Consider the following 24,773-nt stretch of genomic DNA (forward strand, 5'->3'; position numbering starts at 1 on the left):
GGAATCGACCATGGATCTTCGCGGTAAACACATCACCGTTCATGACATGTGCCTGCGCGATGGCATGCACCCCAAGCGTCATCAGATCAGCCTGCAACAGATGAAAGACATTGCCTGCGGCCTGGATGCAGCTGGCGTCCCGCTGATCGAAGTCACCCACGGCGACGGCCTGGGCGGCAGCTCGGTCAACTACGGCTTTCCCGCGCACAGCGACGAGGCCTACCTGTCGGCCGTCATCCCGCTGATGAAACGGGCCAAGGTCTCGGCCCTGCTGCTGCCAGGGATCGGCACCGTCGACCACCTGAAGATGGCCCATGAGCTGGGCGTCAACACCATTCGCGTAGCCACCCACTGCACGGAAGCAGACGTCAGCGAGCAGCATATTTCCCACGCCCGCAGCCTGGGCATGGACACGGTCGGTTTCCTGATGATGGCCCACATGAACAGCCCGGAAGGCCTGGTCAAGCAGGGCAAGCTGATGGAAAGCTATGGCGCCAACTGCATCTACCTGACCGACTCGGCAGGCTACTTGCTGCCCCATGACGTCAGCGCCCGGGTGGCGGCAATGCGTGCGGCACTGAAACCGGAAACCGAGATCGGCTTCCATGGCCACCACAACCTGTCGATGGGCGTGTCCAACTCGATCGCCGCCATCGCCGCTGGGGCCACCCGCATTGACGCCGCCTGTGCCGGCCTCGGCGCAGGCGCTGGCAATACGCCCATGGAAGTACTGGTCGCGGTCTGCGACCGCATGGGCATCGAGACCGGTGTCAGTGTGTTCGGCATCCAGGACGTGGCCGAAGACCTGGTCGTGCCCATCATGGACTTCCCGATCCGCAGCGACCGCGATGCACTGACCATGGGCTATGCCGGGGTCTATGGCTCGTTCCTGCTGTTTGCCAAGCGGGCCGAGAAGAAGTACGGCGTCTCGGCGCGGGAAATCCTCGTCGAAATGGGCCGTCGCGGCATGGTGGGTGGCCAGGAGGACATGATCGAGGACACCGCCATGACCCTCGCCCGGCAACGCCGCCAGGCCTGAGTCACTGGGTATCGGCTGATCCTGCCCCTGCGTTATTGGCGACCTGAGTCGCCAATAACTTCACATCAAGGTGTCAATACATCAAGTGTTCAACGCCAGTCGGCAACGATGCCATGCTCCAGCGCAAACGGCTGCGCAGCGATGGTTCGACGCTGGTAACGAGGCGCTTGTTCTGCCGTCGCCAACCAGAGCATCACCTCGGCAGGAACCTGCGGCGGCGCACTACCGGCACGCAAGGCGATCACGCCCTTGTCACCAATGGTCGCCTTGAGCGCGTCGGTCGTCACCACTCCCGGGTTGAGGGTGTAAGCACACACACCGGCTTCCCCCAGCTCTACCGAGAGGATCCCTGAAAGGCGCGATACCGCCGCCTTGCCGGCCCCATAGGCATACCCCCACCCGCCCTTGCCGGCCGCCACAGGCGGGTCACTCTCGCCGGCCCCGGAGGTAACGTTGATCACCACGCCAGTGCCCTGCTCGACCATGTGCTCGACCACTGCCCGGGTCAACAGGAACGGCGTCAGGATGTAGCCCTTGTACATCCGCTCCAGCGTTTCCGGCTGCAGGCTCATGAAGCCCGCATTAAGGTCACTGCCCTGGTAGATCGCGTTGTTGATCAGCACGTCGATCCGCCCATACTCGGCCAGCACCGCCTCACAGGCGCCGATGGCCGAGGCACTGTCGAGCAGGTCCATGGGCACGACCAGTACCCGCCGTCCCAGTGCCCGGATCGCTTCGGCGGTGCCGTTGAGGCTGCCGGGAAGCGGCGCGCCTGCAGCGTCGCGCAGGGCGTGCGGGTGCTGCTCACCTTCGTCGAGGGTGCGCGCACTGATCGCCAGGTCGAAGCCGGCCCGCGCGAACGCCAATGCCGCTTCGCGACCGATGCCACGGCTGGCGCCGGTAATGAATGCCACCTTGCTCATGAGGAGTCCTTTTAGAAACGCTGCGGGCGAACCATGGCGTCCATGCCGCCATCGATGAACACCACGCTGCCATGGATGAACGCGGCTTGCCTGGACTGCAGGAAGGCCACCAGTGCGGCAATTTCCTGCGGATGCCCGGCTCGGCCCAAGGGCGCAACGAACTCCCGTACCGCCTTGCCGAAACGTGCATCGTCGAGCGATGCCTGATGCAGCGGGGTTTCCACCGCCCCCGGTGCCACCACGTTCAAGCGAATACCCTTGCTTGCCCAACTGGATGAAGTACGCCGGGCATGGTGGGTGATTGCATACTTGGAGCAGGCATAGGCCACATGGGGCTGACCAAGGGCATTGGCCAGTTCCAGTGCATTGGCTTCATCACCGGCGAGCATCGCCTCGGTCATCGCCTGCTGATCGGCACCGGTCTGGGTCGCGGCCACCGAGCCGATCACCAGCGCAGCCGGGCTATCACCCTTGGCCAAAGCCCCGGCCAGGCCACTCAGCAACTGGCTGACGCCGAAGTAGTTGACCGCCAGGATCAACCCGCAGGACGGGGCCGTTACCCCGACACCCGCACAACAGACCAGGCCGTCGAGTACCCCGTCGCTGAGCTCGAGTACCTGGGCAATGGCGGCCTCACGGCCTTGGGGCGTTGAAAGGTCGGCGATCACCTCGGCATTGCTGCGGTCGATTCCGATGACACGATGTCCGGCGGCGCGTAATGCAGTGCTCACCGCGGCACCGATTCCCGAAGCGCTGCCGCTGATAGCTGTAACTGGCATAGGTATTCTCCGTGATAGGTTCGGGCAGTATCGAGAGACCGACCACGAGGCTGCATCGTCTGTGCGGACTAAGGGTGTTCAGGCTCGTGGTGGCGCCGGGCGACTGCCTGCCGACCGGAAACAGAATGGCGATTCACGCCTGACGGGCAGCTACCGCCAGCTGCGGCGGTGGAACCTTGAGTTTTTCAACAGCCTTGAGGGCGACCTTGGGCTTGCCCAACGCCACGACACTGTTGAGCATGATGCGCACCAGTTCGGTCTGCCGGCGCACGCCGGTCTTGGAGAAAATCGAACGCAGATGGGCACGCGCGGTGTTGCGCCGGATGTTCAGCACTTCGGCCGCTTCCTCCAGGGACAAACCGTTGGCCAACTCCATTGCCAGGGCAGTCTCGGCCCTGGTCAGGTTGAACAACTGCTTGGTCACCACTTCGCTGGCCAGCGACTTGCTCGCGGCGTCGCGGATATACACCAGCGCGGCGGGCTGGCCCTTCTCTTCCGCCCAGTCCAGCGAGGGAATCGACTCGACCACCAGGCCCAGGTTGACCAGCCCGGATGGCCGCGTGACAGACATCGCTTCGGCGCTCTTGGGGGCATCCGGGGAAAATGCGGCACGAATCAGCCGTTGCAGCTCGCGATTGTCACTTGGGTAGCTGGCCTCAAGGCGACCGCCGACCAATTTCAGCCCATCGGCGTTGGCGAGGATGTCCTGGGCGACCGGGTTGACCCGCAGCACACTGCCGCTTTCATCCAGCACCAGGGTCGCCACCGACAGCCGACTGATTGCCTGGGAATACAGCTCGCTCAACGACTCGCTGCGGTCCAGCAAGTTATGCACCTGTAGCGCCCGTCGCAGGTGTGGCAAGAACACGCCGCACAACGCGCGTTCGTTGGCCGAGAAGTTGGGTGCGTGCTTGGGACGGGTAATGCGAAAGCGCAACTTGCCGCCGTCCGGGGTGGAAATATCGGCCCCCATCACGTGGTACACCCCTTGCGGGCCGCAGAACATCTTGAAGTAGGCACTGTGCTCCCATTCCGCGGACGTCATGACGTCGTCGACCGTGAACACGTAGTCCAGCGGCTGGTTGGCAAACGGGGTATTGGTCTGGGGGTAGGTCATGTAGCTGACGTCGCCGGCCCCTTCGATGTCGCCGGCGATGATCATCACACCCATGTCAGGTTGGTCCGGCACCCGCAGGATCAGTGTGACGTAGTTGGCGTCGTAGAGCGTACGGAAGCTCTTGAGAGCACGCGCCATCAACTTTGGGTCGAGGGCACCTTCATAGACTTCACCAACCAGGCGGTCGTATTCGCTCAGGTCAAGGCCGACGCTGGCCAAAACCTCATGGGTCAAGACAGCACTTACCATAGTCTTCTCCGCGCACGGGTAAGGCACGATGACCTTCCCTTGTTATTTTTATAATTTCGGCTTGAGGGCAGCACGCCCCCTTTTTGACTACACGCGACTTGCACGGGCCTGCAACAGGGCCCGCGCCACAGTCTCCCTGTCCACTACGTACTCCACAATAGGTGTTGACCTTTTATTTTTAGTTACTGAATGTCTAAATTCCATCGCGGGCAAGCCCGCTCCAACAGAGCCCGCGCCAGCCTGTAGGAGCAGGGCTTGCCCGCGATGCCGGCACCGCGAAATCACTGGCACCACACCGATGCCATCGCGGGCAAGCACGCTCCTACAAGATGAACCGCAGCCCTGTTGGAGCAGGCTTGCCTGCGATACATACACCGCGAACTTACCGGCACCACGCCGATGCCATCGCGGGCAAGCACGCTCCTACAAGATGAACCGCAGCCCTGTTGGAGCAGGCTTGCCTGCGATACATACACCGCGAACTTACCGGCACCACGCCGATGCCATCGCGGGCAAGCCCGCTCCTACAAGATGAACCGCAGCCCCGTTGGAGCAGGCTTGCCTGCGATACATACACCGCGAACTCACTGGCACTACACCGATGCCATCGCGGGCAAGCACGCTCCTACAAGATGAACCGCAGCCCCGTTGGAGCAGGCTTACCTGCGATACAAACACCGCGAACTCACTGGCACCACGCCGATGCCATCGCGGGCAAGCACGCTCCTACAAGATGAACCGCAGCCCTGTTGGAGCAGGCTTGCCTGCGATACATACACCGCGAACTTACCGGCACCACGCCGATGCCATCGCGGGCAAGCACGCTCCTACAAGGCCTTTTGCCGGCTCACTGGACCTGGGCCACGGGACTTTCCGTGGCAACCAACCGGCGCCCGCGGTTGAACCAGGCCGCCAGCGCCGGTAGCAGGAATATGGCACCCAAGACGTTCACCAGGAACATGAAGGACAACAGCACGCCCATGTCTGCCTGAAACTTCAGCGGCGCAAACGCCCAGGTGCACACACCAATCGACATGGTCAAGGCTGTGAACACCGCAGCCGTGCCCCGTTGGCACATCGCCTCGTAGAACGCCTCGCGCAGGTTCGCACCACCGGCCATTTCGTGTTGGATACGTTCATACAGGTAGATCCCGTAATCGACACCCACACCCACACCCAGCGCCATCACCGGCAAGGTCGCGACTTTCAGGCCAATGCCCAGCATCGCCATCAACGCGTTGCAGAGGATCGCTACAATCGCCAGGGGGACGAGAATGCACAGTACGGCGCGGACCGAGAGGAAGGTCAGCCAGCAGAACAGCGCCACCGAACCAAAGAGTGCCGCCAACATGATGATCTCCGCCCGTTTCACCGCCTCATTGGATGCCGCCATCACACCCACGTTTCCGCCCGCCAGGAGAAACGCCACCTGCGGGGTGCGCACCTCGGCGATGATGCGCTTGGCTTCATTGATCGCATGGGCCACCGTGGCCCCTTCGTGGTCGGCCAGGAACACCAGGATCTGCATTTGCTGGCAGCCGTCGGTCACCAACCCGTCGTCCGGCATGTAGGCCCGTGCGCCTTGGCTCAGGCCGCGTGCTGAACCTGGGATCGCCGCCCAACGTGGGTTGCCTTCGTTGTTACCGGCAATGACCCGTTTGCCCATGCCGGCGACGCTCTGGACCGACTGCACACCGGTGACAGCGCGCATGCGGAAATCGAAGGCTTCTACCGCGCGCATCACTTCCGGCGACAAGCACCCTTCTTCGATGCCCTGGACCTCGACAAACACTGACATTACGTCGAGGCCGATCGAATAGCTGTCGACAATCTTGCGGTTGTCCTGGTTGTAGCGCGAGTCGGCCCTGAGCTCCGGCGCGCCCGCACCGATATCGCCCACCGCGAGGTCACGTGCCTTGTAGGCGCCGGCCACCAGCAGTAACAGGCTGATGGCGAACACGCTCAGTGCAGGTCCCGGCTCGGCCAGCGCAGACAACCGCCACCACAGCCGATGCCTGCCGGCCTGACGGGTTTGCGCCCGTCGCAGCAACCCGGGCTCCAGCCGCAGGTAGGAGATTATCACCGGCAGCATCAGCTTGTTGGTGATGATCATCAGCATCACGCCGATACAGGCGGTCACACCCAGTTCATGCACGATCGGGATATCGATCAACATGATCACCGCAAAACCCAGGGCGTTCATCAACAGCGCCAGGGAGCCGGGAATGAAGATCTTGCAGAATGCCGAATGCGCGGCCCGCAACGAATCGCTACCCGCCACCACATCCTGCTTCCAGGCATTGGTCATCTGCACGGCATGGGACACACCGATGGAGAAAATCAGGAACGGCACCAGGATCGACATCGGATCAATGCCAAGCCCCAACAGCGGCAACAGGCCAAGCAACCAGACCACCGGCAGCAACGCCACCACCAATGCAACCACGGTCAGGCGCAAAGAGCGCGAATACAGCCAGAGCAGCAGCCCGGTAATCACGAAGGCGATCACAAAGAAGCCGATGACCGTGTTCAACCCCTCGACCACATCACCGACCAGCTTGGCGAAACCGACAATGTTGATTTCGATCTGCTCATTGCTGTATTTGTCGCGAAGCTCTTCAAGACGGCGGGCAACCTCGGCATATTTCACCGGTTCGCCGGTCTGTGGGTCGATATCCTGCAGGTCGGCACGCACCATGGCCGACTTCAGGTCGTTGGCCAACAAGCGCCCGATCTGCCCGGACGCGGCGGCATTGCTGCGTACCTGAGCCAGGTCCTGTTCGGTGCCGCTGAAGCGTGGCGGTACGACCACATCACCGAAAAAACCCTCCTCGGTGATTTCGATGTAGCGTACGTTGGTGGTGAACAACGAGGTGACGCTGGCACGACTGACCCCGGAGATGAAGAACACATCGTCGGTCACCTTGCGCAAGGTGTCGAGGAACACCGGGTTATAGATATCCCCCTCGCCTTTCCAATGCACGCTGACCAGGAAACGGTTGGCACCGGTGAAGTACTGGCTGAACTTCAGGAAGTTGACCATGTACGCGTGTCGCACCGGAATCTGCTTGTTGAAGCCGGGGTCCAGTTGCGTGTGGGTAGCGCTGTAACCCAGGCCTGCGGTCACCAGCACAAACAGCACTAACAACCCCTTGCGCCATGCCATCAGCCGATCCGCGACCGCTTCGACGCTGTGCGTCACCCAGCTTTTAGCTTGTTTCATTGCCCGCCTCTCATTTACCTAGGGCGGCAACGCTGCCACCAGAACCCTGGAGTAACCCGCGCTCACCACCGACCAGCAGACGCGAACCGACCATCGTCGCCGAGGTCAAGGTACCGAGGCCGGCCAAACGACTGACACCAACCAGCGCACCCCGAGCATCCAGCCGAACGACCGAGCTGCCAGCACCGACGATCACCAGGCCAGAGTGGTCGGGCAACAGCACATGCCCGTAGAGCGGCAACTGGTTACCGACGTTGACCTGTGCCCAGCTATCACCGAAGTCGTGGCTGACGAATACATGGCCGCGCATGCCATAGGTCACCCAATGCTCTGGGCTCAGGCGCACGATGCCGAACAACGAACCGCTGTAAAATGCAGGCAGGGTCTGCCAATGCTTGCCGCCATCGCGAGTACGCAGCACCAGGCCTTGCTCGCCGACCAACATCCTTCGGCCATCAGGGCCGCCGTCCATGCTGTTGAGGTGCGCGCTGTCGACATCAAGCGCCAGCTTGCGCCAACTCAGCCCGGCATCATCGGACTGATAGAACTTACCGAAGCTGCCGAACGCCAGGACACTCTCGTCACCGGCCGCCCAGATACCCAGCAGCGGCTCGCCCAATTCGTTGTCGTAGCGCATTTCCTGCCAGTGGCTACCGGCATCCTCGGAGCGCAGGATCCAACCGTCGTGCCCGACCGCCAGTAGGCGTTGCTCACCCAGTGCGACCAAGGCAGTCAGCGCGACATCACGTTGCCGGTCGACACTGGCCTGCTGCCAACTCACACCCTGGTCGTCGCTGAACAGGATGCTGCCGCGTTCGCCCACGGCCACGACACGTGTCCCCAGGCTGAGCAAACCGTTGATTTGAACCCGGTCCGAACGCAGCGCGACTTTCGCCTGCTCGGGCTCGGTTTTGGGGGAAAAGGTAAACAGGATGGTCAGCCCGACAACCAGGCAGACCAGGTATCCGATCACTGAGCGCATGAGGGACGCTCCTGTTCGTGACACGCGTGCAAAGTAGGGGTCATTGGGCCAATCCTCTTGTTCTTGTATGGCGCCACGCCTTGGGTCGCAGCGAGCTAAGTGGGCATTGCCTAGGGGGGATACTCAGGTGTAGGGCCGTTTGAAACATCGTCCAAACGGCTTAAAAATGGCGTGAATGGCGTATGTCGGAAATGCGCGGCAAAGGCGCACGGCAATGCCGCCCACAGCCTTGCCGTGGGCGTAGGACGGGCACGATCAGGCCCGGTAGAGAATCACCAGATCGTTGATGACCGACGGCCGTTCATGACCGACGACATGGGTGTTGAGCTCCAATGTCAGTTGGGTGCCTCTGGCAAGCAGTTCGACCTGCTTGACCCGCGCCCGCGAATGGATACGCGAACCCGCTGGCACGGGTGCCGGGAAGCGCAAACGGTCGGAGCCATAGTTGATCTGGGTAGTGAACCCTGTGATCTCGAAACCCAGCGCCAGCTTCATCCGCGACTGCAACACCTGCACCAAGGCGCCGTGGGCGATGGTGCCGCCGAACGGACTCTGCAGACGAGCACGCTCAGGGTCGGTATGGATCCAGTAGTCGTCGCCAGACAACTGCGCAAAGGCATCGATCAGGGCCTGATCCACCACGATGCTGTTGCTCCAGTCACTGAACTTTTCACTGACCAGCGCCTGCAGACTCGCGGCATCGTTGAAATCGATCTTGCGTGGCTCGGGTTGCGAGTGCGTCGGTGTCGGTTCGCTGTCGACGGCGGGCAAGCGTTCAAGGCTGGCAGCCTCCTTGTCCAGGCCGGTGAAGCGCAACAAGCGATTGCCCTTGGCGTCGACCTCGGCAAACACCGGTTTCAATCGCATGCCGATGTGTATTTCGTCTTCAGCCAGGCCGACCAGGTTGGTGTTGATGCGCACACCTTCGGCCAACTCGACAACAGCCAGTTTCTGCGGCATTTCATCCATGAAATCGGGCAAGGTGGGAATGCGCGTCAGCGTGTAACTGTACAGCGTCGCGCTGCCCTCGACCTCGCGCCAGGCCAGGTCATGGGCCATGCAGGCGGGACAATGCCGACGCGGGTAGAAAATCCAGTGCGCACAGGCTGTGCATTGCTGAATCAGTAAGCGCCGGGCCTTCAGGCCTTCCCAGAACGGTGCGGAAATTTCCGTCGGTACAGGCATCGGTTTATTGTTGGACATGGTGCTTATGCTCCCTGAAGTATCAATGCGCCCTGCTCACTCATCACGCCGCCGGTACCGGAGACATAGACGCTGTCACAGCGTCCAAGCTGACGTTCGCCGGCTACCCCGGCGATTTGCGTCACCGCCTCGATCACCTGGGACATGCCGCCGGCCGAACCGGCCTGACCGAAACTGAGCTGCCCGCCGTGGGTATTCATCGGAAAATCACCCCGCCAGGTCAGGTCATGCTCACGCACAAACGCCATGCCCTCGCCCTTGCCACAGAAACCTGCATCTTCAAGGGTCAATAACGCGGTGATGGTGTAGCAGTCGTAAATCTGCGCCGCGTCGACATCGGTCGGCTTGAGCCCGGCCATCTCGAAGGCACGTCGCGACGCTGGCCCAATCGGCGTGTGGATCATGTCTGCGGCATAGGACGGCGACTTGAAGGCCAGGTGTTCGCCAAAACCGGTAATGAACGCAGGCCGCTTGCGCGCCCGTGCCGCGACTTCCTTGGAAGCGATGATCATTGCCGCACCGCCGGCCACGGGCATGACGATTTCCAGTATGTGCAGGGGATCGGCAACCATTTTGCTCACCAGCACCTGCTCAATGGTCAACGGCTGGCCATAGAACATGGCCTGCGGGTTGGCCTGGGCGTTGGTGCGCTGATCCACGGCGATCTTGGCCATCGCCACCGGATCGTAGCCGTACTGGGCGGCATACCGCTGGGCAATCATGGCGTAACCGGTGTTCTGGCCCATGTGCCCGTAGGGCAGGTCGAATTCCGCCTCCGGCGCACCGAAGGCCGTGCTGTGGCCACCAAAGCGCATGGCCCTGGCCATCCAGCTCGGGTCTTCATCCGGGCCCAGCGGTGCCATGCGTGCAGGCAGTACGCACAGTACCGCCTGGCACAACCCCAGTTCGATGGCGGCGGCAGCGCGCCAGACCATACCCACCGAGGTACAGCCGCCAAGGTCCACCACTTCGGCAAAATTCAGCCGCAACCCCAGGTACTCGGCGGCCATTGCCGGGACGAACACCGACGCCTCATGAAACTGCGGGCCGTTGATCACCAGCCCGTCAAGGTCTTCAGCCCTGAGCCCCGCATCGCGCAGGGCCTGGGCCGCCAGGTCGGCGACTTGTTCAAGGTGAAACATCTTCGGCGCAGTCGCGTACTTCTCCGGTTTGTACTGCGCGGTGCCAATAATGGCCGCATGCCCTTTGAGCCCCATAGTGCCTCCACTCCGAAGCGCCGGGCTTCGGACATTTCCAGGTGATGGTTGAGGCCCGAGGCAGGCAATCTGCCCCGGACCTGAGTGGTCAAGACGAAACAGCCGGGATCAGAAGGAGTACTTCATCGAGAACGTGGCGTAGTCACGGTCGGCAAACGGCCGCTTGATCGCATCCGCTGCGCCCAGGTAGCTGGTCACGTTCATGCCGACTTCCAGGTTGCCCAGGTACTTGAAGGTGGTACCGATACTCATGCGGCGGTCGCCCTGAACGCCGGAAATGCTGCCGGCCATCGGGGTCGAGCCACTGAATACGTTGGAAAAGCGCACGGGCACTTCAAGGTCCCAGCCCTGGAAAACGCCCGGGTAGCTGAACGAGGCGCCCAGGGTGTAGGCGCTGGCCGATTTGGTGCGCCAGGCCGAACTGGTCTTGTAGGTGTAGTCATCCGACTCCCCAACCAACGGTGCCAGCGAAGGCAACAGGTTCACGCCTTGCAGATTGCCCGCGGCCGAAGTGGATTCGACGCTGTCGACCAGCACGTGAACAATCTCCGCCGTCAGGCTGGTCTGGCTGGCCCATGGCCGATCGCCGAGAATGCGGATCGCCGACAGTTGCATCTGTTGGCCCTTGCCCTTGGCCGGTACCGGCCCGAGGCCAGTGTTGACCATGACCGGCGCACCGTCGCGGTAGGACCACTCGGCACCGACCTGGGTATCACCCAGCTTGGTCGAGGCGCTGATACCGGTCAGCTTGATGTCTTCGAAATACTTCACCCGGTAGCCGTTGGGCGTGAAGGCATAGAGGCCGCCACCCACGGGCAACGGGTCATACCCCACCAGCGCAGTGGCCGGGTTCTTGTCGTGGTAATTGACGTGAAACAGCGACAATTCAAGAGCCGGTACGGGGCGGTAGCGAACCTGTACCCCCCACTGGCCACCGTCGCGAGGCTCGTCGGTACCACGGTAGGGAACCTTGCCGCCTTGGGTGATGATGAATTCGCGGCCCGGGCCGACGACGTCACTGCCAGACAGGTAGCTGCCCACTGGCGGCAACTCGGTGCCTTTCCATTCGTACTGCACATAAGCGCCAAAGGTAAGGCTTGGATTCAACCGATAGGACCCGGAGAACTGCCCTACCGGCAACAGGATTTCCTTGACCTCAACGCCCGGCTGCGCCGCCTTCACCGCATCGGAGGGGTTCTGTACGCCGTTGACGCCGGGGTAGTAAAGGCTCTCGCCCCAGGACTCGATATGGCGGCCCGCCTTGACGTCGAGCATGGAGTCATTGTCAAAGCGCCAGCCACTGAATACGTAGGCATCCAGCAAACGCGTGCGACCACCACTGTAGTAACGGGTATCACTGGTAAATTCATCATTGCGCCCGGCCTTGTTGACGGTCGCGGGCGAATCGTTGTCGTTTTCCTGGTGGTAGACATCATCGTAGAAGGTACTGCCGCGCACGACGGCACCGTAGTTGTCCTTGCGCAGGATCATCTCACCCAGCGCACCCACACGGTTGGTGGTCAGACTGCCCGCGATCGAAGTTGCGGTTGGCATCGTCAGCGTTGACCCCAAGCAAGCGATCATTCTGATCGTTAAGGCGCACGCCCACGCCGTAGCTGGTGGTTACCGACCAGTCGAGGGTCGTGCCGTTATCAAACTCGATCGTCTCCCCCGACCATACCGGTGTCGAAACCAAAGCGATGGCCGCCGTCAGGCTGACTGCCTGAACACCTCGCGAACCAAGGCCAGTACAATTATTGTTGTTCTTATCGATCACACTGACTCTCCTCAAGGGCAACCGGTTGGCCGCCTGGAATGTTGAACATTGCCGCTGCACCGGCCGCTCAAAACACCACGAGCGGGGTGACAGCAGGTGCCCCCTGCGGGGAACGCCGATACTGGTGAAGCCCGCGGTGTTCCTCCCGCAACAGCGACCCTTCGGCCACGAGGTAGTTGGCATGCGCCAACGTTTCACCCAGCGCCATCAGTTCGTCGAAACGACCTGAAAGCTTCGGGAACAACACAGCCATCAGTTCGAGCGCACTACGCGGCTCCTCACAGCTGGCCAACAGCAGCGCCAGGTGAGCCTGGTGATGGGCCTGTAACTGGTCCAGGCGCTGATGCAGGTTGAAGAACGGCCGTTCATGGGCCGGCAGAACCAGAACGCTGTCCGGCAAGCCACGCAAGCGCTCAAGGGAGGCCAGCCAGTCGCGCAGCGGATCGGCTTCAGGCTCAGTGGCATGCACGCCGACCGTCGGGGTGATGCGCGGCAACACCTGATCCCCGGAAATGAGCAGGCCATCCTCTTCGGCAAACAGGCAGGCATGTTCGGGCGAGTGCCCGCGACCGACCACTACCTGCCAGAGGCGACCGCCGATGCGCAGCTGGCTGCCGTCGCGCAAGCGCCGGTAACTGTTGAAATGCGCGGGACGGAAATGCCCGTTCTGGATCACCTCGTACATCTGGGCGGCCTGCTCGCTGCTGAAACCGGCCTTGCGGTAGAACGCCAGGAAGTCCCAGCCGGGCGGCTGATCAGAGGGGACGCTGACGTACAACGACTGGTATTCACTGGCGGTCATGTACACCGGGCAGCGAAAGCGTTCGGCCAACCAGGCGGCGACACCGGCATGGTCGGAGTGATAATGCGTGCAGACCACCGCCAGCAGCGGCAGCCCCGCGCACGCCTCACTCAACACGCGCTCCCAGACCTCGCGGGTTTGCGCGGTGTTCATGCCGGTATCCACCGCTACCCAGCCATCGCCATGACGCAGCAGATAGAGGTTGATATGGTCCAGACGAAACGGCAGCGGCATACGCAGCCAGAGCACCCCCGGCGCGACTTCACAGACCTGCCCGGCGGCCGGGGCCTGCGGCCACGGGTAGCGCAGGCCGCTGCGCAGCTCATGGCCGTTCGGGTCCAGATCAGCCATGATGCGCACCTGCGAACGGCGCCAGACCGACTCGCGCCAACACCTCTGGCGAATAGGGCTGGTAGGTTCGCGTGCTTTCATCACGAATGAACAACGGATCGCTGCAGGCAATCGGGCAATAGCCCTGGCGCTGCAAATCGACCTTGCGCAGCTTGAAGGTGCTGGTCAGGTCCGCCGCAGCGGTCACACGTACGAACACTGGCGCGGCGTAACGCGGCAGGCACGCTTCGGTGAGTGCGTACAAGGCCTCGGGCTGGAACACCTGCCCCGGCTGCATCAGCACTGCGGCCATGCCCGCACGCCCTTCATGCCCCGGTACCTGCACACCGTAGATATTGATCAGTTCAAGGCCCGGCAGATCCCCCAGGGCATCGGCGACTTCCTGGGTGGAGACGTTCTCGCTCTTCCAGCGGAAGGTGTCGCCGATACGGTCCACGAAATAGCAGTAGCCATCGGCGTCCTCGCGCAACAAGTCGCCCGAACTCCAGTAGGCATCACCTTCGCGAAAGACATTGCGGCGGATCTTGCTCTCGGTGGCCTCGGTCGAGGTATAGCCTTCGAAGCGCCCACCGCCGATATCCGGATGATCGACGATGAACCCCATGGCTTCACCCACTTCGCCGACCTCGCAGAGCTGATAGAAGCCATTCTCGTCGCGCGGATGACAGTCATTTTCGACATCGAAGCGCACCAGCCGCAGGTTGGTCTTGTTCCAGTCAGGTATACGCCCGCACGAACCGATATAGTTGTCGACATTGATCAGGTTGGTGTTGGCTTCGGTGGCACCCCAGCCCTCGAAAACCTGGATCGGTCCAAAACGTTCAATCCAGCGTTGCCACGACTCAGGTGTCAGGCCGGCACCGAGCATGCAGCGCAGGCTATGTTCGCGTTCACCCGGTACAACCGGCCGGTTGAGCAGGTAGCGGCAGATTTCGCCAATGTACTGGAAGACGCTGATACGGTGACGGGCGACATCGCTCCAGAACTCACGCACGCTGAACTTTCGGCGCACGACGATGCTCGCACCGGCACGTAGCGCGGTCGAGGTCACCGAGGTGGCGGCGGCCCCGTGGTACAGCGGCAGGCAACAATAGAACACGTCGTCGCTAGTGGCCTGAAGCGTTACCTCCATCACATCGCCAGACGACATCCAGCGCATATGGCTGTAACGGGCGGCCTTGGGCAACCCGGTGGTACCCGAGGTAAAAATCAGCAAGGTCGGGGCCTGGGCCTCGATGTCCGCACGCACATCGCGGGGGAAGGCACTGCGTGGCGCACTGTCCAGGCGCGCAGCGAAATGCCCGTCGACCCCCTTGGGAAGCGCCTCGGGCCATGGGTTCTCTGGGTCGCGTACCAGCCAGTAGGGCAGCTCAGGCAGGCCCTCGGTAACCTGGACATTGGCCAGGCACTCTTCCCCGACCACCAGTGCCTTGGCCCCGGTAGTTTCCAGCGCATGCAACAGGGGCCGGCCATTGACCTGGGTGTTGATGAACGCAACCACCACCCCCAGCTTGACCAGGCCAAACCAGGTGCAGAAGAACGCCGGGCGGTTTTCCATCACGATGGCACAGACATCACCGGCACGCAGGCCGTTGGCGTAAAAGGTATGGGCCATCTGGTTGGCGCGCGCATCGACTTCGGCGTAGCTGAGGATTTCGTCGCCATAGATCAGAAACGCCCGATCGGCATGACGGATGGCCTGCTGCTCGAGCCGATCGGCCAGGGTGTAGTGGTCACGGGGTTTGATCTGCGCGCTGGCTACCGAACGTCGATCCAGAATCGCCTGGGTCTGTTCACGGGGCACAGGGCAGCTCGGCAGGACGCTGGCCAGGTTACTCAGGCTCATGGCGTCACCTCCAGTGCATCGGTCTGATAGACGGGGTAGTCGGTATAGCCACGAGGGCCAGAGGTGTAGAGGGTCTTGCGGTCAAACCCGGCCAACGGCAAGCCGTGCTTCAAGCGCTCGACCAGGTCGGGGTTGGCAATGAAGTGTCGACCGAAGGAGACCGCTGCGCCCTCGCCCGCTTCCAGCGCGGCGCGGGCCGAAGCGCCATCAAAACCGTCGTTGAGAATCAGCCCATGGGCGCTATGCTCGCGCGCCCAGGGCAAAGGCATCGAGCCCCGCCACCGGTGAACGCATGATGTGCAGGTAGGCCAGGCCCAGCGGTGCCACGGCGGCGCAGAGTGCGACAGCGGTGCCTGCCGGGTCGAGGTCGTCGATATCGTTATAGGGGTTGCCCGGGCACATCCGAAAGCCCACACGGCCAGCGCCAATCGCTGCGGCCATGGCCTCGATCACGTCCTTGGCAAACCGTACCCGGTTGCTCGCCGAACCGCCGTAGGCATCGGTACGCTGGTTGCTGCCCGAGGCCATGAACTGCATCGGCAGGTAGCCGCTGGTGCAATGCAACTCGACGCCATCGAAACCGGCTTCACGCGCATTCAACGCTGCCTGACGGTAGTCCTCGATCACCGCGGCGATGCCTTCCTGGGTCAACGCCTGCGGGCTATCGGTGTCTACCAGGCCAACGGCATCACTGAACACTTGAGTGCGTGCGCGCACCGCCGACGGGCCCACGGTAGCCGCACCGCCGGGTTTGTTGTAATGGCTGGCAGCGCGCCCCACATGCATCAGTTGCAGTACGATGCGACCGCCTTGGTCATGCACCGCACGGGTCACCTGGCGCCAGGCGGCAATCTGTTCGCCGGTGTAGATCGCCGGTGTACGGCAATAGCCCAGGCCACTGGCCGATGGCGCCGTACCCTCGGCAACAATCAACCCGGCGCTGGCACGCTGGCGGTAGTACTCGACCATGTCGGCGCTTGGCACCGCACCGGCATCGGCACGACTGCGGGTCATCGGCGCCATGACGATACGATTGGCCAGCTGCAGTTCGCCGAGGCACACCGGCTCGAACAAGATGCTCATGTCAGCTCCTTAACGTCTTATTGTTTCCGGCGATGCCAAGCGGCTCACCGCAAGGTGGCCAGGGATTGCGCAGAACCGGATATGGGCTGAATGATTCACCTTGAACGCAACTGAAACATCGTCCGACAAGACTAGATTTACCGGCCTGGACATCGCAGCCAAATGCCCGCAACTACGGGAAAAATGGTCTGAACGGACGATGAAAAAACAGCCGGATGCACTGACGATCAAGCCCACTAGAACAAGACCGGGAGCACCCGCAGTGAACGCATCCAACCCCGTGACATGGCGAACGCATTACGCGCTTTTCGTGCTCGCCAGCATCTACGTTTTCAACTACATCGACCGCCAGTTGATGGCGATTCTGATCGAACCGGTGAAGCTCGAATTCGGCATATCGGACACCGGCATCGGCTTGTTGTCGGGTGTGACCTTCGCGGTGTTCTATACGGTTTTTGGCTTCCCCCTGGGGCGCCTGTCGGATCGCATCGGGCGTAAACCGGTCATTGCCTTCAGTTGCATCGCCTGGAGCCTGATGACCATGCTCTGCGGCATGGCTGGCAGCTTTCTGACGCTGGTACTGGCACGGATCGGCGTCGCTGTCGGTGAAGCCGGCGGTACCGCGCCGTCAGTGGCGATGGTTTCGGACCTGTACCCGGCACGCCGCCGCTCGACAGCACTGGCCGTGCTGATGCTGGGCTCAAGCCTGGGTGCGATTGTCGGCCTCGGCCTGGGCGGCTGGATCGCCCAGCACCACGGCTGGCGCTACGCCTTCTTGCTGATCGGCGCCCCCGGTATCTTCCTTGGCCTGCTCCTGCTGTTGACCGTACGCGCGCCAAAACCTGCACTGCCGCCAGCGCACCTGAACAAGGCGGCACTGCAGCAGGAAGGCTGGTTCAAGACGCTGGTCGAGTTGTTCCAGATGCCATCATTCCTGTGGCTGGTGCTCACCGGCGGTGCAGCGGCCATTGCCGGGTATGCGATTGGTACCTGGAGCCCGAGTTTCCTCATTCGCTCCCATGGCCTGAACCTGCAGGAGGCTGGGTTCCTGGTCGGCGTGGTCGGCGGCACCGGCTCGACTATCGGCACCCTGACCTGCGGCCTGCTGACCGACCGAATGGCACGGCGCGATGTCGGCTGGCAAATCGGTGTACCCCTGTTGGGCACGCTGATCAGCATCCCCTTTGCACTGGCCTATTTCCTCTGGCCACAAGGCGTTGCCTTCCATATCGGCAGCATCGCCGTACCGCAAGCGTTCCTGTTCTACAGTGCGTTCGGGTTCTTCGGTGTCTGGTGGGCGACGCCCTGCCTGAGCGCGATCACCCACCTGTTTCCGGCCTCACGACTGGCCCAGGCCACCGCTATTTTTGTGATGTCGATGACCTTGCTCGGTGTCGGTGTCGGCCCGCTGCTGATTGGCATGCTCAGTGATTTCTTCATCCCGACCCTGGGCGGCGAGTCGCTGCGCTATGCACTCGCCTCTTCCGTCTCGCTGCTGGTGCTGGCGGCGGTTTTCCTGGCGCTGGCACTGCCGCGTTATCGACAGCAGTTGAAGCAAACGGCGCTGGCTGTCCCTCCCGCACAGGCCGTTACCGCCTGACGGCATCAGGTACGCACGCGAACCGAGTTGAGACTATCGCAGGCAAGCCTGCTCCCACCTGTGGGAGTTGGCTTGCCAACGATGCAGGCCCCCCGAACCTACTGACACCCTGCCGATGCCATCGCAGGCAAGCCTGGCACACGGGGCCAAGCCAGAATCACAGGCTCAAGGCCAGGCTCAGACTGACGTTGCGCGGATCACCTGGCATGACCCACGCCGCGTTGTAGCTGCGCTCGTAATAGGTGCGATCGAACAGGTTGTTGAGGTTCAAACCAAGCGTAAGCTTCTCCGTCGCCTTGTAATGGGCCAACAGATCGACCGTGCTGTAACCGGGCAAGCGGAAATCGCTGCCAGCAAGGCCCGAGCGCTCGCCTATATAGTTGGCCGCCACCCCCATGTCAGAACCGCGCAAGGCACCGTCCTGGAACTCATACACCGCCATCAGGCTGCCGCTATGCCGGGGAATACCCAGCAAGTCGCTGCCCTTGGGCACGCTGGCATCGCCTTTGGTGACTTCGGCGTCGATGTAGGCATAAGCGCCAATCACGCGCACGGCATCGCTCAACTGGCCACTGAACTGTGCATCCAGGCCCTGGCTGCGTGCTTTGCCCGCCGCGATGCTGTCGCCATTGGCATCGGTGGTGATGACGTTTTCCTTGTCGATCTGGAACAACGCAATCGTCGCGCCCAAACGGCTGTCGAACAGGTCGAGCTTGACCCCGGTTTCATAACCCAGGCCTTTCTCCGGCTTGTAGACCTCGCCCTGGGTGCCCATGCCGTTAGGCTTGAACGAGGTCGATGCGTTGGCGAACACCCCCACCTGCGGTGTCAGCTGATACAACAGGCCCACCCGAGGCGTAACGGCATCTTTTTCCTGGGTGTTACTGACCTGCGTTGCTCGGTTCTGAGCGGTCTGCTCGATATGTTCAAGACGTACGCCGAGCAACCCCCGCAGCCGTTCGGTGAAAACGATCTGGTCCTGCAGGTTCAGGGCGTAACTTTCGGTGCGCTCGAAGAAGTCGTTGGCCTTGACGATGGCAGGTTTGGGTTGGCCATACACCGGGTTGTAAACATCCAGGCCATAGTCCAGGGTCGTAGCGCTTTGCGGGTACTTCTGGCTGTTGCGGTAGTTCTCGTACTCCAGGCCAATCAGTGTCTGGTGTTGCCAATTGCCCACATCGAAACGGCCATGCAGTTCTGCCTGGGTGATGTTGTCGTTCCATTCAAAATTCCGCTGACGGTAGAACCGGCTGATGGCCGTTCCCACCACCCGTGAAGCTTCCGAGCTGTCACCGTTGAGGGTGCCCTGGGTGTAATGGTTGGCCAGACGCAGCTTCCAACTGTCATTGAGGTAATGTTCCAGCGCCAGGTCCAGCGTCTGATTGTCATTGCGGATACGGCCATCGTTGGGTTCACCCAGAAAGGTCGAACGCTTTACTGAACCCAGTTCGTTGTTCACGGCCGCAATGCCACGGTCGAACACCGACTCGGTACGGGAGAATTCCGTATCGACGAACAGTTGCGTGTCCGGGTTGAGCTGCCAACTCAGCGACGGGCTGACGATCCGCCGCTGGCTGTCGACATGGTCACGGAAGCTGCCGTTGTCTTCCACCGCCAGGTTCACCCGCGACAGCAGCGAACCATCGTCGTTGAGCGGGGTGTTCACATCCAGGCTGCTGCGGTAGCGGTCCCAACTGCCGGCACTGGCCTTGAAGCGGGTGAAGGCTTCGGCCTCGGGCCGTTTGGTCACGATGTTCACCAAGCCGCCGGGGTCACCTCGCCCATACAGGCTGGCAGCAGGCCCCTTGAGCACTTCGATACGCTCGATAGTGGAGGTGTCCGGCGCGCTGTAGCTGCCCCGGTTGACGGCAAAACCATTCTTGTACAACTCGCCGGTGGTGAAGCCCCGCACGCTGTAGTTGAGGAAGGTCAAGCCACCAAAATTGTTCTGCCGCGATACACCCCCGGCAAAATCCAGTGCGCGATCAATGCGGGTGCTGTTGAGGTCATCGAGCACTTGGGCGGGTACCACACTGATGCTCTGCGGGGTGTCGCGGATGTCGGTATCGGTCTTGGTCGCGGTGCTGGAGCGCGTGGCCCGATAACCCTGTACCGGGCCATCGGCACGCTCTTCAAAACGACTGTCACTGACGGTGACGGCATCGAGGACGATGGTTTGTTCGGCAGTGACAGGCACGCTCAACAGGCCTGCGGACAGGCCAAGGTACAACCTTCCTAGCGGGTGATTCATGGGGGCTCCTTTATTAAATATGTAATAACATAACAATAAAGCGAGCAATATCCTACTGCTTAGCGAGAATCATTTACTGGAAGGAGGGTATCGCGGTGAGTGCCTGCCGCATTGCTGCAGGCACTGGGCTGGCGTGCCGGGGATGATCAGTCTTCAAGCGGCTTGGGCGGCGCTGCCGGTTTTGCTGGCTTCGCCGGTTTTACCGGTTTGCCCTCTTTGCCCTCTTTGCCTGGCGCAGCCTCTGTCACGACAGGTGTCGTCGTAACCATTTCTTTCTCGCTGGCCGGCAACTGATCGATGGTGGTGAAAAGCTCCTTGGGCTCAACCGTACCAATGCGCTCGAGCTTTTTCTCGCCATCCTTGCCCATCAAAATCACCTTGGTACCCACGCTGGCACCCAGCTTGAGCTCGCGAATCAAGGCCATGGTGGTTTGCGGGTCCATGTTCTTGCCGTCGCGTTGACCGATGGTATTGGCGATGGTGAACAGCACCATGTTGCGCTCAGTGAACGCCTGACGGTTGGCCGGTTCATCCAGGGCCTTTTTCAGGCTGACCAGCGTCGGATCTACCGTACTGGGCGCAATGATGATCAAGGGTCGGGTTCTACCCCGCTCCAGAGCGAGGGGGCCGTCACTGTCAGCGGCCATCAAGGGGCAGGCAACAGCCAGCAGGGTGGCAAGGGTCAGTGAACGAGTGAGCATACGCATCTCCTTCTTGTTTCAATGCTCCATAGGCTACGAATCCTGACGAAAGATCCGACCTGCGAGCCTAAACGACTGTACCGACCATGTACGCAAGACAACGGTAACCTCCGATGACCAAGCCCCACCCGACGTGCTATGAAAGGCTGAATCCATTGAACCAGAGGATAGCTGATGGTCCGCACTTTGCTGCCGTCCATCGGCTCGCAGCATCGAGTTTCATCTAATCCACGCGAAGGCACCCGGCGTTAGAACAACCCCATCTGCCGGTCAATCAAGGCACTGAAGCTATCGCCCACAAACGGCAGGATTGCATCGGCGATCGGCTGCAGCTGCTTGGTCAGGTAATGGTCGTAATCGATCATCGCGTTGCGGTTTTCCAGGGGTTCAGGCCCGGCCAAGGTGATCACGTAGCTGATCCAGCCACCATTCTGATACTGGCGTGGACGCCCCTGACGGTCGTTGTAGTCATCGGCCAGGCGCGCGGCACGCACGTGCGGCGGGACGTTACGCTGATAGTCCGCCAAGGGTCGACGCAGGCGCTTGCGGTAGATCAGTTGCTCATCCCGTTCACCCGCCAGCGTCTGCCGCACATAGTCACGCAGATAAGCCTGGTAAGGCTGGCGCAGAAAGATGCGCTGGTAGAGCTCCTGCTGGAACTGCCGGGCCAGCGGCGACCAATCGGTACGCACGGTTTCCAGGCCCTTGAAGACCATCTCGTCACGCCCGTCTGCACGGCGCACCAAGCCGGCATAGCGCTTCTTGCTACCCTCCTCGGCACCTCGGATAGTCGGCATCAGAAAGCGTTGGTAGTGGGTTTCAAACTGCAACTCCAAAGCGCTTGTCAGGCCGTACTCTGCCTGCAGGTGTGCTTGCCACCACAGGTTGACCTGCTGCACCAGGCGTCGGCCGATGGCCGTTGCATCCTCTTCACTGTGTGTGCGCTTGAGCCAGACGAAGGTCGAGTCGGTATCGCCATAGATCACTTCATACCCCTGGGCCTCGATCAGCTCGCGGGTGCGACGCATGATTTCATGACCGCGCATTGTGATCGACGATGCCAGCCGTGGGTCGAAGAACCGGCAACCACTGGAGCCGAGTACCCCGTAGAACGCGTTCATGATGATTTTCAAGGCTTGGGACAACGGGGCGTTGCGCTCGCGCTTGGCCGCTTCACGCCCCTGCCACACCCGCTCGACAATCGAGGGCAGGCAATGCCGGGTACGCGAAAAACGCGCCCCCCGAAAACCTGGCACCGACGTGGCATCGCCAGGTTCGCGCAGGCCCTCGACCAAGCCGATCGGGTCGATCAGGAACGTGCGGATGATCGACGGGTACAGGCTCTTGTAATCGAGCACCAGTACCGACTCGTACAAGCCCGGGCGCGAGTCCATGACAAAGCCGCCCGGGCTGGCTTCGTCCGGACGGCCACCGAGGTTGGGCGCCACAAACCCCTGGCGGTGCATCAGCGGCATGTACAGGTGACAGAACGCCGCCACCGAGCCGCCACTGCGGTCCGCGGGCAAGCCGGTGACGCTGGCACGCTCCAGCAGGAAGGTGAGCAATTCGGTCTTGGCGAAAATCCGTGTCACCAGTTCGCAGTCCTTGAGGTTGTAGCGCGCCAGAGCCGGCTTGTCCTCGGCAAACATGCGATTGATTTCGTCCATGCGCTGATAAGGCGTGTCGATTGCCTTGCCCTCGCCGAGCAAGGTCTGGGCAACGTTTTCCAGGCTGAACGACGGAAAGCTCCAGGTCGCCGAACGCAACGCTTCGATGCCGTCGATGATCAAGCGCCCTGCGGCACCGGCAAAAAAATGAGAACGACTGCCGTGCTCGCGCCACTCCATCGGCTCGCCTCCACGCCCGAGGATCAAAGGGACCTTCAGCCTTTGAGCATGCTCATGAAGTACACGCAGGTCGAACTGCACCAGGTTCCAGCCAATGATCGCGTCAGGGTCGTGACGGGCCAACCAGGCATTCAGCCGCTCAAGCAATTGCGCACGGCTGGCACAATACTCCAAGGCAAAATCCACGGTCTGGTCGTCGCCATTGGCCGGCCCCAGCATGTACACCTGACGCTGGCCACAGCCTTCCAGTGCAATGGAGTACAGCTCACCGCGTTCGGTGGTTTCGATATCCAGCGACACCAGCTTCAACTGTGGGCGGTAGCCTGATTCGGGCTTGAGCTGAGCATCCAGCCATACACCGCTGGCGTCGACGCGCCCGGCGAAACTCACCGGCGCGGTGATGAAGCGCTCCATCAGGTAGCGCTCCGGCGGACGAACATCGGCTTCCAGCAGTTCAATGCCGGCCGCACGCAGGCGCTTGTCCAGTTGCATCAACTGACGGTGCTGGCGGCAATACAGGCCCAGTACGGGGCGGTGCTGGAAGTCACAGAGGTCCAGCGGGCGCAGCTCGACCTCTCGCTCGCCAGCCAGCAAGGCCTCGACGCGGTCTCGCTGCTCGGCCAGGACAAAGGCCACGGAGGTTTGCACCGGCAGCCGCACCTGGCGTGGGCCGGCATCGGTCGCCAGCCAGAATTCCACCAGGGTGCCGTCTGGCGTATCCCGCCAATGCCGGGTCAGGACGAAGCCCTGTTGTACATCCACCGCTGCAACCCCTGAACTGAATCGTGAGCCTCGATTCTACCCGAGCTGTCACCCGCTCCGTCGTGTCCTCTGCGCTTAACCGCAACGATGTCGATAACGCGGCCCTGCGGCCGCTTGCCGACAAGGTGTATGACAGGGCATAAGGCATCACTTCAGCTGTCTGCCTGCAGCCGCTAGAATAGCGAGCATCAGGTAACGCCCTTTCCACTGCTGGACCATCGGATCGACTCATGCATACCGTCGTCGGCTCATCTGCTTCGCTCTGGCGTGTACACGTCGAGCACTCATCCCTGCTCACAGGTTGCGCGAAGTGAACCGCTGCCTGCGTCTGTTGACGGTGCTTTCGATAATGGCACCTTGCCTGAGCCTGGCCGACAGCCCTATCGACCCTCACGCCGACCTGCTGTACCGCCAGGCCCTGCCGTTTCTGGAGCAGGCTGACACCCAGGCCAGTACCTTCAGCCCGCAAGCCAACGCAACCCAGGACGACCTGTTGCGCCAGGGCACGACACTGGTGCAAACCCTGACGCCAGGTGTGGAGCTGCTGCGCAAGGCAGCGTCGCTCAACCACCCGGTGGCCGAGTACCGACTGGCGCTTTACTACATGACCTACCTGAGCCCCGCCGAAGTACCGGCACAGGCCTGCCCGCTACTTGCCGCCAGCCTCAGCCAGGGGTTCGCACCGGCCTCGCTGCAGATCAACTCGCTGTGTAGCGAGTACCGCGACAGCGATGCCTATCGGGCAGCGCTGAAGAAAGCCGTACAAGATGCCACGCGCTATGCCACCTACTACCCGCAACCGGCCATGCGCCTGGAGTGCCGACCGCAAGGTCGTCGGGGGCTGACGCTGCAATGGGGCCAGCAACGTGACTTTCAGGCCGAGGTCTATCGACTGCTCGGTGCCGTCGACCGACCGCAGCGCCAGATGTGGTACCGCAAGGCGGTTGATGCCAATGGCTGCGCAACCGCCCAGCATCGCCTGACCAGCCAGCGCTGAGTGGGATGACATGTGCCAGCTCGC

Annotated in this window: 15 protein-coding genes and 2 pseudogenes; 3 read left to right on the top strand and 14 right to left on the bottom strand. The window is 61.8% G+C overall.

The window, feature by feature from the left end; all coding sequences use genetic code 11:
• The first annotated feature begins 10 nt into the window (after positions 1-10).
• A complete protein-coding gene (dmpG, locus tag ACZ9H3_RS06015) occupies positions 11-1,039 on the top strand; it encodes a 4-hydroxy-2-oxovalerate aldolase (RefSeq protein WP_065761217.1) in 1,029 nt (342 codons plus the stop codon).
• A gap of 89 nt (positions 1,040-1,128) precedes the next feature.
• On the opposite strand, the gene ACZ9H3_RS06020 is transcribed toward dmpG, so the two are convergent.
• The 11 genes and pseudogenes from ACZ9H3_RS06020 to ACZ9H3_RS06070 form a co-directional block, all read right to left on the bottom strand.
• Positions 1,129-1,962, bottom strand: a complete 834-nt coding sequence (locus ACZ9H3_RS06020) for an SDR family NAD(P)-dependent oxidoreductase (protein WP_476220106.1) — start codon at positions 1,960-1,962, stop codon at positions 1,129-1,131.
• A gap of 11 nt (positions 1,963-1,973) precedes the next feature.
• Positions 1,974-2,741: an SDR family oxidoreductase gene (locus ACZ9H3_RS06025; RefSeq protein WP_065761219.1), complete on the bottom strand. Its 768-nt coding sequence runs from the start codon at positions 2,739-2,741 to the stop codon at positions 1,974-1,976.
• Positions 2,742-2,874: 133 nt separating this feature from the next.
• On the bottom strand, positions 2,875-4,107 hold the full coding sequence (locus tag ACZ9H3_RS06030) for a helix-turn-helix transcriptional regulator (RefSeq protein WP_099775149.1): 1,233 nt from the start codon (positions 4,105-4,107) through the stop codon (positions 2,875-2,877).
• Positions 4,108-4,954: 847 nt separating this feature from the next.
• Positions 4,955-7,330, bottom strand: a complete 2,376-nt coding sequence (locus ACZ9H3_RS06035) for an efflux RND transporter permease subunit (RefSeq protein ID WP_099775150.1) — start codon at positions 7,328-7,330, stop codon at positions 4,955-4,957.
• 10 nt (positions 7,331-7,340) lie between these two features.
• Positions 7,341-8,312, bottom strand: a complete 972-nt coding sequence (locus ACZ9H3_RS06040; RefSeq protein ID WP_065758669.1) for a WD40/YVTN/BNR-like repeat-containing protein — start codon at positions 8,310-8,312, stop codon at positions 7,341-7,343.
• A 255-nt stretch (positions 8,313-8,567) separates the two neighbouring features.
• Entirely contained in the window at positions 8,568-9,515 is a 948-nt protein-coding gene (locus ACZ9H3_RS06045) for a bifunctional OB-fold nucleic acid binding domain-containing protein/MaoC family dehydratase (protein WP_476220107.1), read from the bottom strand.
• Positions 9,516-9,520: 5 nt separating this feature from the next.
• Complete coding sequence (locus ACZ9H3_RS06050) at positions 9,521-10,732, bottom strand: thiolase family protein (RefSeq protein ID WP_476220108.1); 1,212 nt, start codon at positions 10,730-10,732, stop codon at positions 9,521-9,523.
• Positions 10,733-10,840: 108 nt separating this feature from the next.
• Positions 10,841-12,509: pseudogene (locus ACZ9H3_RS06055) on the bottom strand (DUF1302 domain-containing protein).
• A 67-nt stretch (positions 12,510-12,576) separates the two neighbouring features.
• Complete coding sequence (locus tag ACZ9H3_RS06060) at positions 12,577-13,662, bottom strand: MBL fold metallo-hydrolase (RefSeq protein ID WP_476220109.1); 1,086 nt, start codon at positions 13,660-13,662, stop codon at positions 12,577-12,579.
• Positions 13,655-15,508: a long-chain-acyl-CoA synthetase gene (locus ACZ9H3_RS06065; RefSeq protein WP_476220110.1), complete on the bottom strand. Its 1,854-nt coding sequence runs from the start codon at positions 15,506-15,508 to the stop codon at positions 13,655-13,657. The genes ACZ9H3_RS06060 and ACZ9H3_RS06065 overlap by 8 nt, the downstream gene beginning before the upstream one ends.
• Positions 15,505-16,591 (bottom strand): annotated as a pseudogene (locus ACZ9H3_RS06070) (alkene reductase). The gene ACZ9H3_RS06065 and the pseudogene ACZ9H3_RS06070 overlap by 4 nt, the downstream one beginning before the upstream one ends.
• A gap of 262 nt (positions 16,592-16,853) precedes the next feature.
• Here ACZ9H3_RS06070 and ACZ9H3_RS06075 point away from each other — a divergent pair.
• Complete coding sequence (locus ACZ9H3_RS06075) at positions 16,854-18,191, top strand: spinster family MFS transporter (RefSeq protein WP_476220111.1); 1,338 nt, start codon at positions 16,854-16,856, stop codon at positions 18,189-18,191.
• 157 nt (positions 18,192-18,348) lie between these two features.
• On the opposite strand, the gene ACZ9H3_RS06080 is transcribed toward ACZ9H3_RS06075, so the two are convergent.
• The 3 genes from ACZ9H3_RS06080 to ACZ9H3_RS06090 form a co-directional block, all read right to left on the bottom strand.
• Positions 18,349-20,442: a TonB-dependent siderophore receptor gene (locus ACZ9H3_RS06080; RefSeq protein ID WP_476220112.1), complete on the bottom strand. Its 2,094-nt coding sequence runs from the start codon at positions 20,440-20,442 to the stop codon at positions 18,349-18,351.
• A 146-nt stretch (positions 20,443-20,588) separates the two neighbouring features.
• Positions 20,589-21,143 carry a DUF4174 domain-containing protein gene (locus ACZ9H3_RS06085; protein ID WP_102051902.1) on the bottom strand — a complete coding sequence of 185 codons (555 nt, stop codon included), beginning with the start codon at positions 21,141-21,143 and terminating at the stop codon, positions 20,589-20,591.
• A 248-nt stretch (positions 21,144-21,391) separates the two neighbouring features.
• On the bottom strand, positions 21,392-23,752 hold the full coding sequence (locus ACZ9H3_RS06090) for a DNA polymerase II (protein WP_476220113.1): 2,361 nt from the start codon (positions 23,750-23,752) through the stop codon (positions 21,392-21,394).
• Between the two features lie 349 nt (positions 23,753-24,101).
• On the opposite strand from ACZ9H3_RS06090, the gene ACZ9H3_RS06095 reads away from it, so the two are divergent.
• A complete protein-coding gene (locus tag ACZ9H3_RS06095) occupies positions 24,102-24,749 on the top strand; it encodes a sel1 repeat family protein (RefSeq protein WP_371918267.1) in 648 nt (215 codons plus the stop codon).
• Positions 24,750-24,773: the final 24 nt, after the last annotated feature.

The sequence above is a fragment of the Pseudomonas sp. TE3910 genome, from assembly GCF_056279025.1.

What these genes read in the sequence shown, in the direction of transcription:
- dmpG (WP_065761217.1), top strand. Translation starts at nt 11, where the DNA reads ATGGATCTTCGCGGTAAACACATCACCGTTCATGACATGTGCCTGCGC.
- ACZ9H3_RS06020 (WP_476220106.1), bottom strand. Translation starts at nt 1,962, where the DNA reads ATGAGCAAGGTGGCATTCATTACCGGCGCCAGCCGTGGCATCGGTCGC.
- ACZ9H3_RS06025 (WP_065761219.1), bottom strand. Translation starts at nt 2,741, where the DNA reads ATGCCAGTTACAGCTATCAGCGGCAGCGCTTCGGGAATCGGTGCCGCG.
- ACZ9H3_RS06030 (WP_099775149.1), bottom strand. Translation starts at nt 4,107, where the DNA reads ATGGTAAGTGCTGTCTTGACCCATGAGGTTTTGGCCAGCGTCGGCCTT.
- ACZ9H3_RS06035 (WP_099775150.1), bottom strand. Translation starts at nt 7,330, where the DNA reads ATGAAACAAGCTAAAAGCTGGGTGACGCACAGCGTCGAAGCGGTCGCG.
- ACZ9H3_RS06040 (WP_065758669.1), bottom strand. Translation starts at nt 8,312, where the DNA reads ATGCGCTCAGTGATCGGATACCTGGTCTGCCTGGTTGTCGGGCTGACC.
- ACZ9H3_RS06045 (WP_476220107.1), bottom strand. Translation starts at nt 9,515, where the DNA reads ATGTCCAACAATAAACCGATGCCTGTACCGACGGAAATTTCCGCACCG.
- ACZ9H3_RS06050 (WP_476220108.1), bottom strand. Translation starts at nt 10,732, where the DNA reads ATGGGGCTCAAAGGGCATGCGGCCATTATTGGCACCGCGCAGTACAAA.
- ACZ9H3_RS06060 (WP_476220109.1), bottom strand. Translation starts at nt 13,662, where the DNA reads ATGGCTGATCTGGACCCGAACGGCCATGAGCTGCGCAGCGGCCTGCGC.
- ACZ9H3_RS06065 (WP_476220110.1), bottom strand. Translation starts at nt 15,508, where the DNA reads ATGAGCCTGAGTAACCTGGCCAGCGTCCTGCCGAGCTGCCCTGTGCCC.
- ACZ9H3_RS06080 (WP_476220112.1), bottom strand. Translation starts at nt 20,442, where the DNA reads ATGAATCACCCGCTAGGAAGGTTGTACCTTGGCCTGTCCGCAGGCCTG.
- ACZ9H3_RS06085 (WP_102051902.1), bottom strand. Translation starts at nt 21,143, where the DNA reads ATGCTCACTCGTTCACTGACCCTTGCCACCCTGCTGGCTGTTGCCTGC.
- ACZ9H3_RS06095 (WP_371918267.1), top strand. Translation starts at nt 24,102, where the DNA reads ATGGCACCTTGCCTGAGCCTGGCCGACAGCCCTATCGACCCTCACGCC.